Below are 12,365 nucleotides of genomic sequence, written 5' to 3'. Positions count from 1 at the left end.
AGAGCATGATGAATGTAGCATTATTAAAACAGTGGCGTCACTCTTTGGTTGTTACGGCATTATTGGCAGGAGCCTTGTCTATAACAGCCTGTCAGCCAAAACAAGAAACAGAGCCAAGTCTAGAAGAGAGTATAAGTGAAGAGCAGGCAGTGCCTATGTCTGCTGAACCTGCAGAGCCAAGTGATGTGGTCGTAGATGCCTCCGCTAGCGAAGTCGCAGATGATACCGTGGCTACGGTTAATACTGGCGTCAATCAAATAACGTACTTGTGCTCTCCTGAGCTAGAAGTCGAAGCGACTTATAAAGATACGGATAGCCAAGTGGTACTTGCAACTGCTAAAGGTACTGTCACTTTGACAAAAACCAATGAAGCCAGCAATCCTGAAGTATTTGAGGGCGCAACGGCTATCGATGGGACGACAGGCTTTGTACAATGGCGCGTAGCCCATAAAGATCGCGAAACAGGTGTAATGCGTACCGCTGGCACTGACACCACTAACGTCACTACTTATGAATGTAAAAAGACTCAATAACGGCTAGAACGTTAATGGATAATTTAATATAAAAAAAGCAACGTTCGCGTTGCTTTTCTACTTTTGATTTCCACAAACTTTGAAACTCGACAGCTTATCTCTTATGAGCCGTATTTTGCTCATGTGCCAAAAACCCTTCTTCAGTAACATCGAGTTCCTCATGTTTGAGTTCGACTTCAATGCTGTCAGTATGCGTATGTGTGGTTTTTTCAATGGCTATTTCTTGGATGACGTAAGTGTCCTTAGTAATGGTTGCGATTTGACGCGATAAAACAATCTCAATAGGCGCATCGCCAATTTCAACTTGTGTGCCATTAATAGTAACGACGGCTTTACTATCTAATGAAGGCTCTACATGACGCAATATGTCTTTATCATCATAGTTCCCTGACAATAGATCCTGACTTTCGGCATCCTGATAATCGGTACGTACCGTGATATATTCTTCTACCAGCTCAATAGGTACTTGAATAGTTTTGGTGCGAAAATGCTTGGTGACAGTTACTTTACCAACATCCAAGCGCTCTTTATTGACTACTGGGCGCTCTTCTAATAATTCTAGATAACCACCGTTATTGTTATTAGTATCAGGTAGATTTTCTGAAATACTTTCTTGTTGATTGCTTATTATTGTTTGCTTCTGACTATGATCAGATGATAACAAGTCAGATGAGGTTAAATCATCTTGCGTGCCACTAGCGGTATTATTGGTAAAGTCAGGATAGTTGGTATTAGGATAGTTATTTTCATTATTAGCATTCATGGTTATTGTCCTTATTATTGTATATAAAAAAAGACCAGAGACGAGCTCTGGTCTTATCTACTGAGAAAATCACTCAGTGGCTAATGGCTGTCGTATAGTATTGATTTAAATAGTATATAACAATATCACAAATACTATTTAGATTATAAAACCATACGAATGCCTAGCCTATTACATACCACGAGCGCGGCGTACATCTTCAGCAGTGATATCATCACGGGTAAACAAATTGCCATCACGATCAATCACGTTACCATTATTATCGACATCTAGCTCTTCACGTTGAATGGTATCTACGATAGTCTCAGTATGACGTTCTGTCGTTTTACCAACATTCACTTCTTCTGTGACATAGGTCTCTTTATTGACATGAGCACGCTCAGCTTCTAGCTCAACTTCGATCGTATTATTGCCATCGATATCACCGATACGGCGTTCAGTTGGGCGATTAACGTTGGTGCGTTCAATATTGGCATGCTCTTCTTCCAAGTCAACATTGACGTTACGCTCTTCAGTCACGACATGCTTACCGACTTTTACCAAACCTGCCACAATACGATCTTTATTAACAGTCAGACGTTCTTCTAATAGCTCTAAGGTATTTGGTGCATCGTAATTGTGATCGGCAATTTCCATACGCTCAGCTTCTGGGATACTGTCAGCGACAAATGCCTGACGGTCTCTTTCATACTGTTCTTTATAGCTATATTGATAATCATGGTCATAGACTTCCATCGCTTCGACCTGCGATTTGGTCAAGCTATCAAAGAATACGTCATCACCAACGATACGTGCTAAACCTGCTGGTACCAATACTTCTTTTGAGCTAAACCAGCCACCTGCATCGACGATTAAGTAACGAATGCGACCAGTAGTATCTTCTACCAATGCGCCTTCGATTTTACCGATTTTTTCTTCATTGACACCAAAAGCAGTCTTGCCAGTTGGGTCATAATAATCATCACCGATCAGATCACGGTGAGTTGCTTGGATATCTCTTAAACGAATAAGTTGGCTCATTATTATCTTCCTTTTGTATGAGTAAATTTCTTTTTATAAAATGGTTTATTGATATTCTTATATAAACTGTTATTAGATAAACGGTTCAAGCAATAGCATTTATTATAGCCAGTCGCTATCTCGACTTGTTGTTATCGTAACAGGACGATTTGGCATGAGATATATAAGCAAGGTAGCAAAGTGTGCGCTTGACGTAAGGGTGTGTAATAGGCTGTAAAGAGCATAATCACTATATAACCTTTAAGTTAAGGCTTTCCTACGCTAATACGTTTAAGCAGACGGGTGTTAATATTTTGACATAAAAAAACCGCATTGCTCAAAGCAACGCGGTTTTAGATTCTAATAATAAGCTAAAGATTTACAGCATACCGATCATTTTAAAATAGCTTAAGCCAATTCGATTGCTACGGCTACTGCTTCGCCGCCACCGATACACAGTGTAGCAACGCCTTTTTTGCCACCAGTACGCTTTAGAGAGTTAATAAGCGTCACTAGGATACGAGCGCCTGAACAGCCCACTGGATGACCAAGGGCACAAGCACCGCCTTCGATGTTTACTTTAGCATGTTCAATGTTTAGCTCATCCATTGCTGCCATCGTAACCATAGCGAATGCTTCATTGATTTCCCATAAATCGACATCAGCGACTGACCAGCCAGCACTTGCCAATACTTTTTCAATTGCGCCAACAGGGGCAATAGTAAACTCGCTTGGGTGACGAGAATTAGAGGCAGTCGCAATGATACGCGCTTGATACTCTAGACCTTCTTCTTTGGCTTGTGACTCTTTCATCAATACAACAGCTGCAGCACCGTCTGATATAGAGCTGGCGTTTGCTGCGGTGATGGTACCGTCTTTTGCAAAGGCAGGACGCAAAGTAGGGATGCGCTCAGCATTAGCAAGGGCAGGCTGCTCATCGGTATCAACCGTTTGTTCGCCTTTACGAGTTTTGAACGTAACTGGTTCAATTTCATCTTTGAAATGATTGTCTTTGATCGCTGTAAGTGCACGATTTAGCGACTCAATAGCAAAATTATCCATTTGTTCACGCGTATAGCCTTTTTCATCCGCCATTTCTTGTGCAAATTGACCCATTAGCTTGCCAGTATCGGCATCTTCTAGACCGTCTAAGAACATATGATCTTTGACTTCTTTATGTCCCATGCGATAACCACCACGCGAACCTGGCATGATATAAGGCGCATTGGTCATCGACTCCATACCACCAGCAACGGCAACTTTAAAGCTTCCGGCTTTGATACCGTCATGCGCTTGCATAACTGCTTTTAGACCTGAACCGCACAGCTTATTGATGGTAACTGCACCCGTTGCATCAGACAAGCCAGCTTTGCGCATCGCCTGACGCGCAGGACCTTGACCCAAACCTGCGGTTAAGATACAACCCATAATAACTTCATCAATATTATCAACATTAACGCCTGAACGCGCAACAGCTGCTTTGATAGCCGCTGCGCCCAAATCTGTGGCGCTTATGTCTGTCAATGCGCCTTGGAAGCCGCCCATTGGGGTGCGAGCGCCGTTTAAGATTACAATTGCATCATGTGACATTGTTATTTCCTTTTTTGAGTATTTTAATCCAACATATTTGATTGATTAAAGCATATTTTTACGCCAGCTCATCTAAGCGTATGCGTACTACTTTATCAGTAATGGTGTCTAACTTCTCGATTTTTTCGATGGCAAGATTCATCTGACTCTCAACCACTGGCAGCGTTAAAATAATCACTGGCACTTGCCCAAGCTTATGCGCCGGTTTTTGTAAAATAGCATCGATATTGATACCGGCATCACTCAAGATACGGGTAATATCTGCCAATACTCCAGGACTGTCATAGGCATGTACACGTAAATAATATCCAGTAATCATTTGTTCAGCACGCAATATTGGCGTATCTGACAATTTTTCAGGGATAAAAGCTAAGTGCGGTACATGATGACCATTGCTGTTTTGTTGGTCAGCATCTTTACATCCTAATACACGCACTAAATCCATCACATCTGCCATCACTGCAGAAGCCGTTGCGCCTGCACCTGCGCCGTCACCGCAATATAACGTCTGACCGAGAGGGTGAGAGTTCACCAGTACGGCATTCTTTACGCCATTAACATTAGCAAGCAGGGCGTTCTGTGGAATCAGTGTTGGGTGTACACGCAGCTCAATACCAGCGCTGTCGTCCCCACTGCCATTTCCTGCACGGCGAACTGCAAAGCCCAAGTGCTTGATACGATAGCCAAGCTCTTCAGCGTAATTGACATCCTGCAAAGTAATACCGGTAATACCTTCACAGTAGACTTTGTTAAACTGCAATGGAATACCAAAGGCGATAGAGGCAAGTAGCGCCAGCTTGTGCGCCGCATCGATACCTTCAACGTCAAAAGTAGGGTCGGCTTCAGCATAACCAAGTGCTTGCGCCTCGTTCAGTACATCGGCAAACGGACGACCTTTATCGCGCATCTCTGTCATGATAAAGTTGCCCGTACCATTAATGATACCCGCTAGCCAATCAATTTTATTGGCAGCTAAACCTTCACGCATGACCTTAATAATTGGAATACCACCTGCTACGGCTGCTTCATAGGCGACATGAACATTATGCTGTTCAGCAAAAGCAAAAATCTCATTACCATGCTCAGCCAATAACGCTTTATTGGCGGTCACCACATGCTTGCCATTTTTGATGGCGTGCATAATAACGTCTTTTGCAAGGGTCGTACCGCCAATCAATTCGATGACAATATCGACATTGTCACTGGCAGCGGTTGCCATCAGATCACTGTTTTGCATAATATTGGGATTAATGTCATCACGCTGACGACGAATACCAACTTCGGTAATCACAATGTCGCGTCCGCTACGACGTTTTAGTTCATCTAAATTATCATTGATTAGATTGACCACGCCCGTTCCGACGGTGCCTAAACCAAGTATCGCTAGTTTGATGGATTTGCTCACAGGATCCTCAAGAGATTAAATAGTGGGATAAAAAACGCTGCTATGAAAGATCTTGAAACTACAAGAATCACTAACATAAATAAGCGCTTATATAGAAATTATATGGCTAAGTTTGCCTAGCGCTTTATCCTATCATACCGATAAGCAGTTGTGACGTCTACACAATGTCGCCACCGTCATACATATCACAAATACTTAAATCATATAACCGTTTTTAGTTAGCACCAACTGCTTCTGCCAATTGAGCTGCAGGTAGATAGCCGCCTACTTGCTGTCCTGCTTCAGTAAAGATAGCGGGCGTACCTCGCACACCAAGTTTTGCCCCTAATGCCATCTGTTCTTGTACAGGATTGGCACAGCTAGGCGCTTGCACATCGGCGCCAGCTTTCCCCTGATTCATTGCCGCCTTACGATCTTGACTACACCAAATAGCTTCCATTTTTGGCACTGATTCTTGGCTACGTGGCCATGCCAAATAACGTACCTCGATGCCACGTGTATTAATATCATCCATTTCTTCATGCAATTTACGGCAATAACCACAATCTGCATCTGTAAAGGCGTAAACCACAGCTTTAATGGCGCCCTTTGCTGGATAAATAACCATGTCTTTTTTGTCGACTGCTTTTAACGCTTCTTGGGCAGTATTGGCCAACAACGCGGCACTAATATCCACAGGCGCTTCTGCACCAACAGCGATGATTTGCCCTTGAATAATATGCTTGCCCGCCTTATCCGTAAAAAAAGAAGGCAATCCTTCAGCTGTCACCCAATAAATACCAGTCATATCGGTTGGTACAGCTGAGAGGACAGTCTCTTCAATACCAGAAGCCTTTAAATTGGCTTGCAAAGACTTTACTACTTTAGCATCGCTGTCCTTAGAAACCGCAGCAGTACTCGTTTTGGCTTTGCTGCTATTGACAAGATCTGTATTGTTGGTCGCATCTGCTGCATTATTAGAGCAGCCAGCTGCAACGATAACCAGCAAGGCAGCACTCATAACACGAGTAAGAGGACTGCGAGAAAACGTATCACGGTTGGGATTGGTTTTAGAAAAAGGTGCTAAGAACATAGGATGTTTCCTTTAGGCAGTCATGCCTAATCAAGATTTTGGTAGCAAAAGGTAATGAAGATTTTTTGGAATTTTGATCTAATATGATGACTAGATCGATCTATAAGAGGTAATAAATTTTTACAGTTTATTGATAACAAAAGATAACTAATAATCAGCCTCATATTAGCATATTTTTATAAATAACCGCGAAAGCCTGTATAACGGTCTTATTAAATACACAATTTGTAGCTATTCGTTAAGAAAATATAAATAAAATACATTTGTGCTATTTCATATCATTTTATGTCTAGGTAGGCTACTGCTTATAACTGTGTTTTGTGACTGACCATATTTTACGACAGAGTCATCTGTTATTTGAAAATTTACTTATTGAAGCAATTTAGCTTAAGGAGCAACTATGGCAGGTGCCAGTTTATTAACCTTACTTGATGATATCAGTGTGATCTTGGATGACGTTTCGGTCATGACCAAAATCGCCGCCAAAAAAACAGCAGGGGTGTTGGGTGATGACTTAGCACTTAACGCTGAGCAAGTCTCAGGCGTCAAAGCAAACCGTGAGCTTCCCGTTGTTTGGGCGGTTGCCAAAGGCTCATTTATTAATAAGCTCATTTTGGTCCCAGCGGCGTTACTTATCAGTGCCATTTACCCGCCATTAATTACGTTTTTATTGATGTGTGGTGGGTTGTTTTTGGTGTATGAAGGTGCTGAAAAAGTCATCCACCGCTTTTGGCCACATGCTTTACCGCATGATGAAGAGCAAGAAGCTCGTCGAAAAGCCAATGCTGATGAAAAGGTAGATTTGGTTGCTTTTGAAAAAGAGAAAATCAAAGGAGCAATACGTACCGATTTTATTTTATCAGCAGAAATCATTGTGATTGCACTGGGTGCCACTGCTAGCGCAACTTTGCTAGAGCGCAGTTTGGTGCTGTCTATTTTAGCGATTAGTATTACCGTTGGTATTTATGGTCTGGTTGCCGGTATTGTCAAGATTGATGATGTTGGTTTACATATGATGGAAAAAGAAGGCGCATTTACCCAAAAGGTCGGTAAGGTTTTATTTGCTGCAGCGCCCAAATTAATGAAATTTCTATCTATCGCTGGTACCTTAGCGATGTTCTTAGTCGGTGGTGGTATCTTAGTGCATGGTATTAATTTCTTATATCATGGTGTTGAGGATATTGCGCATTTGACCGGTATTTTTGAAAGTTTCACTACCGCCCTATTGAATGGTGTTATTGGCTTTATTATTGGCGCGATCATCGTTGCACTCTTGACGGTTGTTGGTAAAATACGCAACAAGGATGAATCTGCTGCTCATTAATAGCTTTGGTTGTTAATCGACAATATTAAATAAGCTCTTATATTCGATCAAATAGAAAATAAAAAAAGCCCCAAAGTTGCTGACAACTTTGGGGCTTTTGCTTTTTAGACAGGGTAACTTACGATTAGCTCTCTCTATTTGAGTTATCTGAATCATCTGACTCAAGTTTTTCAGCTTGCGTCGGCTTTTTATGGTCAGCTTTTGGCTTACGGGCACGAGCCTTTGGTACTTTAGGCGTTGTTAAGTTGAACATGCCTTTTTGTGGTAGTAATTGCTCTGCCACATTTTCAATCATGTTTTTATAACTGGCTATGGTCGTTTTTGACTTGGCTGCTTGACTGTCGTCTTTTAGAGAAGGCGCTACTATTGATTCAGCATCTTGTACAGTCTCACTTTGCTCGACAGTAACGTTTTCAACCTCAGCAGCGTCGACGTCGGTCATTTTAATTTCAGCTACATCATTTTCGGCACTTTTGATACTTTCGATATCATTGCTTTCGATATGAGCTTGCACTGCATCTACTTCTGCTAATGTTTGTTCAGCATCTAATAACTGCTTGCTTTGATCACTGACAGCATCTGTTTGAGCTTGATTGGCCAGAGCATCGGCTTCTACTTCATGCGCATCAATATCGATACCCGTTTGAACGGGCTCGTTATTTGCCGTATCAGTAACAGCTAATACCGCTGATTCTTTATAATCAGGATGCTGACCACGTGGATCGTTGCTAGCACGTTTACTGATAGCACGGGGTTCTACTGATGTTTTACCTTGGGACGCTGCAAACTGACTGACGGCTTTTGTCATTGACTCAAAACGTGCAATGTAGTCCGCTGCTAAAGGCTGATAGCCATAGTTACTAAAGTCAAAGTCGCTATGAGCAACTGGTTTAATAGCCACTTGCTTGTCAGCACTGTCTTTAACTAGCGTCTGCTCTAGATGCTTAGCGATAGCAGCATTAAAGCAGCTGATGACACCGTCTGTCGCTAAGCGATTTTCTGCCTCTGCTAAGGTTGCACGGATAAATTCACCAACCGTACCACGAATGGTAGGCGCGCGTTCACTAACTTGTGCATCTTGCTCATTTGCGTGAGATGCTTTAGCAAATGATGCTTGCACCTGTTGAAGACGTACGACGCGTGGGTCATTACTGGCTTGACCAAACTTATTTGCCGCAACGTAGCGTTCAGCAAATAAAGCATCATGGGTAAGCTCAAGTACTGCCTGACTGCTACTATCCTCGGCAGCAACTTCGTTAGAATCCACGACCACATTTTCTTCGGCAGTATTTTCAGTAACATGAGCCTTCTGAGTGGTTTCGATTGGCGCTGCCTTTTCTACTTGTACCGCTAACACTTCTTGAGTTGATGCAGTATTCTCGGCTTCACTGTCTATGCTAATTTTTGTATTAGCTCGTTCATCTACAGCAGGTTTGTGGCTACTAATTTTATCGCCGCTTTTATCGTCTTCTTTCGAAGTAGGTTGATCCGCTTGGTTGGGATTAGCACTTTTTTCTACTTGATCGATCTGAGTAGTATTGACTTGTGCAGAGACTTTTTCGGAAGTTTCAGCTTGGACGCTACTTTGTTGTGTGTTATCAGATGCATCGCTGCTGGTATCAATCGTTTTAGCAGTTTGTTGAGCTGGTTTGTTATCGACTGACTTTTGCTTATCCGCACGCTGCTCATTATTATTCTCTGAACGCTCTTTTTCAGCATCAGTATCACTTTCAATTACTGCTTGCTTGTGAGTCGCTTGGCGTGATGCAGACTTGCTATCATCTAATGACAAATGTACCACTTCTGGTGATTTGAGCTCACTAGTAGCTTCATTCACCTGTAATACTACTTCATTAGGGTCTTGGTTGCGACGCGCATTAGACTGGTTTTTGTTGCTGTTAGCATTTTTAGAGGCTTGCTGATTGTTTTGCTTAGAGTCAGCTGCCGTTAAAGTTTCACCGCGCTCAAGCTTGCCACGTGATCCACGTTGACTGTTCGATTTGCGCTTAGTACGAGTTTGCTCTTCTACTACATTATCAGAGCTGTCAGAACGACTGCTGTCGCTGACACTGGTTGCATTAACACTGGTCGGATTAGCGTTGTCTTCATTTGTATTACGATTATTGTCTTGGCGATTGTTGCGATTACGATCGCTATGACGTCTATTATCTTGATGACGTTTATCTTGATTGTTAGCTTTGTCATCAGTGCTAGCGCTGCTGTCAGTCGTATTGCTAGTGGCGCTATTCTCAGTTTCATCTGCCTGCTCTTTTCTTTGACGCGGCTTAGATGGTCTTGATTTGCGAGGTTTACGTCTTCTTCTTTCTTCAGCGTCGCTGCTATCATCAGTACTACTCTCAGCAGAACGTGTCAGTTGACGATTCTGCTCATTACTACTTTGCTGATTAGTTGCTGGCTGAGGCGTTGCAGTATTTTGACTATTGTCATTGTTCGCTAAAGCCGTATTATCCACTTGGCCAAACGAGCCTAGACTTTGTGCTCCGGTATTGACCAATGCTTCAATAGCTTCAGCAGCATCTCGACTACTAACACTCGATGTGGTTTGAGCTTGCGGTGCTTGCGCAAATAAATTAGATAACCAAGCAACTGCTTGCGGCTGTGCAGCGGCAATAGCAGTAGGTTGTGGTGCTACTGGCGATGATGGGGTCACAATGTTTTGAGAGCTCTGAGGGTTTTGAGCGCTTGGAGTCTCTTGAGCCTGTGGCGCACGTGCTGATGTGACATTGCTACTATTGTTATTACTGCGATGTTCATTGCTATGACTGGTGCTATTCTGTTGCTGCTGCGTAGGCGTACTTTGCTGGGCATTAGGACGAGCCTGCGCTTGATCGCTGCTATTTTTATCCGCAGCTTGACGAGGCTGTCGAGTTGGCTGCTGCTCAGGGCGCTCTTTTTCAGCCGTTTGCCAGTCAACGTTGTAGCCAAGCTCGCTATGTTCTTGCAGCTGAGTATCGGTGATACGCTCGTAGCTTGACGGGGCAAAGCCATCACGATTAAAGTGAAGTTTAAAGTTTGGCGACTCTAAATGCGCATGCGGCAAAATAGTGATGCGCGTACCACTGTCTTGTTCAAGATAGACCAAGCTGTCGCGTTTCTCATTCAACAAAAACGCTGCGATATCAGTCGGTACTTCCGCTTGAACTTCACCTTGACGCTCTTTTAGCGCGATTTGCTCAATCTGACGCATGATAGATAATGACAATGAACGCAGGTCGCGAATCATGCCATTACCATGACAGCGTGGGCAGATATAACCGGTTGACTCTTCTAATGATGGACGCAGGCGCTGACGGCTCATTTCCATCAAACCAAACTTAGAAATGTCACCAAACTGGACACGGGCACGGTCATATTTGGTAGCATCAATCAAACGTTTTTCAACTTCTTTTTGATGCTTGTTGTCATTCATATCAATGAAATCAATGACAATCAAACCGCCCATATCACGCAGGCGCAATTGACGGGCAATCTCATCGGCGGCTTCTAGATTGGTATGGTAAGCGGTTTCAGCAACGTCTGAACCTTTAGTAGACTTAGCAGAGTTGATATCGATAGATACCAATGCTTCTGTCTGATCGATAACAATTGAGCCACCTGATGGTAGGCGAACTTCACGCTGATAGGCGGTTTCAATCTGTTTTTCAATATTAAAGCGCGAAAACATCGGCTCATAATCGGTATATTTGCGTAGTTTTTCAGCCTGTTTTGGCATCACAGCATCGATAAAGCCCGCCGCTTCAATATAAGCGTTTTCGTTATCAATCCAAATCTCAGAGATGTCATCACGTAGATAGTCACGGACAGCACGCGTAACGACGCCCGCTTCTTGATGCACTAGGCGCGGTGATGGATATTTTTGGTTTTGTTCTTGAATGGCTTGCCAGATGTTTAGCAAATGATTTAAATCGTGCTGCAAGTCTTCTTGGGTTTTACCAATACCAGCAGTACGTATGATGACACTCATGCCTTTTGGCAGATCTAAGCTGCCAAGCATACGTTTCATATCTTCACGCAGTTTGCCTGAGATTTGACGCGAGATGCCACCGCCGCGAGGATTGTTTGGCATTAATACCAGATAACGACCAGCCAATGACACATAAGTTGAAAGGGCAGCGCCTTTATTGCCGCGCTCTTCTTTTTCAACTTGGACGATGAGCTCGTCACCTTCTTTGATCAGCTTTTTGATGTTTTCATCACGTGGATTGCCGCTTAAGTATTCGGCAGAGATTTCACGAATCGGCAAAAAACCTTGACGCTGTGAGCCATATTCGACAAATACCGCTTCAAGTGATGGCTCGACACGGGTCACATGACCTTTATAGATATTAGATTTTTTTTGTTCGCGGGTACGGTTTTCGAGATCGAAATCGTATAGATGATTGCCTTTACAGAGGGCAACACGAATCTCTTCGTTTTGGGTGGCGTTGATTAAAATGCGTTTCATAATAGTATCCTATGAGTACGCATAATAACGAAAAGACAGGCTTTAGGGTAAAGTGGCAAGTATTTGCTAATAACAAAATTAGCATGAGCAGATATAAATTAACGAGAGAACGTAAATAAAGCGTGAAAACACTCTTCAAAAGCTTTACTTTCAACCAGTGGCATAACGTCGATGTAGAGAGCATAGGGTGTAAGGCTATTACATATCTATATCT

General features: G+C 42.9%; 8 protein-coding genes. 2 read left to right on the top strand and 6 right to left on the bottom strand.

Going from position 1 to position 12,365, the window contains the following annotated elements; all coding sequences use genetic code 11:
* Positions 1-8: 8 nt before the first annotated feature.
* Positions 9-533, top strand: coding sequence for a hypothetical protein (locus tag FQ083_RS03865; RefSeq protein WP_149408901.1), 525 nt, complete (start codon positions 9-11; stop codon positions 531-533).
* 94 nt (positions 534-627) lie between these two features.
* Here FQ083_RS03865 and FQ083_RS03860 read toward each other — a convergent pair whose 3' ends face one another.
* The 5 genes from FQ083_RS03860 to FQ083_RS03840 all read right to left on the bottom strand — a co-directional run bounded on the left by FQ083_RS03860 (position 628) and on the right by FQ083_RS03840 (position 6,362).
* On the bottom strand, positions 628-1,296 hold the full coding sequence (locus FQ083_RS03860) for a YsnF/AvaK domain-containing protein (RefSeq protein WP_020442633.1): 669 nt from the start codon (positions 1,294-1,296) through the stop codon (positions 628-630).
* 171 nt (positions 1,297-1,467) lie between these two features.
* Complete coding sequence (locus tag FQ083_RS03855; RefSeq protein ID WP_020442634.1) at positions 1,468-2,316, bottom strand: DUF2382 domain-containing protein; 849 nt, start codon at positions 2,314-2,316, stop codon at positions 1,468-1,470.
* Between the two features lie 387 nt (positions 2,317-2,703).
* On the bottom strand, positions 2,704-3,885 hold the full coding sequence (locus FQ083_RS03850; RefSeq protein WP_149408900.1) for a thiolase family protein: 1,182 nt from the start codon (positions 3,883-3,885) through the stop codon (positions 2,704-2,706).
* Between the two features lie 58 nt (positions 3,886-3,943).
* Entirely contained in the window at positions 3,944-5,290 is a 1,347-nt protein-coding gene (locus tag FQ083_RS03845; protein WP_149408899.1) for a homoserine dehydrogenase, read from the bottom strand.
* A gap of 214 nt (positions 5,291-5,504) precedes the next feature.
* The gene (locus FQ083_RS03840; RefSeq protein ID WP_149408898.1) at positions 5,505-6,362 is read right to left on the bottom strand and encodes a DsbC family protein; all 858 of its coding nucleotides are present in this window, start codon (positions 6,360-6,362) and stop codon (positions 5,505-5,507) included.
* 400 nt (positions 6,363-6,762) lie between these two features.
* Between FQ083_RS03840 and FQ083_RS03835 the strand changes: the two genes are divergently transcribed.
* Entirely contained in the window at positions 6,763-7,686 is a 924-nt protein-coding gene (locus tag FQ083_RS03835; RefSeq protein ID WP_149408897.1) for a DUF808 domain-containing protein, read from the top strand.
* Positions 7,687-7,810: 124 nt separating this feature from the next.
* On the opposite strand, the gene FQ083_RS03830 is transcribed toward FQ083_RS03835, so the two are convergent.
* The gene (locus FQ083_RS03830; RefSeq protein ID WP_149408896.1) at positions 7,811-12,151 is read right to left on the bottom strand and encodes an Rne/Rng family ribonuclease; all 4,341 of its coding nucleotides are present in this window, start codon (positions 12,149-12,151) and stop codon (positions 7,811-7,813) included.
* Positions 12,152-12,365 lie beyond the last annotated feature (214 nt).

Origin of the sequence: Psychrobacter sp. ANT_H59 (genome assembly GCF_008369225.1) — a bacterium.
Taxonomy (GTDB): Bacteria; Pseudomonadota; Gammaproteobacteria; order Pseudomonadales; family Moraxellaceae; genus Psychrobacter; species Psychrobacter cryohalolentis.
This window is presented reverse-complemented; position numbering and strand designations above follow the sequence as displayed.

Coding starts and splice junctions, on each gene's coding strand:
- FQ083_RS03865 (WP_149408901.1), top strand. CDS start 9: ATGAATGTAGCATTATTAAAACAGTGGCGTCACTCTTTGGTTGTTACG.
- FQ083_RS03860 (WP_020442633.1), bottom strand. CDS start 1,296: ATGAATGCTAATAATGAAAATAACTATCCTAATACCAACTATCCTGAC.
- FQ083_RS03855 (WP_020442634.1), bottom strand. CDS start 2,316: ATGAGCCAACTTATTCGTTTAAGAGATATCCAAGCAACTCACCGTGAT.
- FQ083_RS03850 (WP_149408900.1), bottom strand. CDS start 3,885: ATGTCACATGATGCAATTGTAATCTTAAACGGCGCTCGCACCCCAATG.
- FQ083_RS03840 (WP_149408898.1), bottom strand. CDS start 6,362: ATGTTCTTAGCACCTTTTTCTAAAACCAATCCCAACCGTGATACGTTT.
- FQ083_RS03835 (WP_149408897.1), top strand. CDS start 6,763: ATGGCAGGTGCCAGTTTATTAACCTTACTTGATGATATCAGTGTGATC.
- FQ083_RS03830 (WP_149408896.1), bottom strand. CDS start 12,151: ATGAAACGCATTTTAATCAACGCCACCCAAAACGAAGAGATTCGTGTT.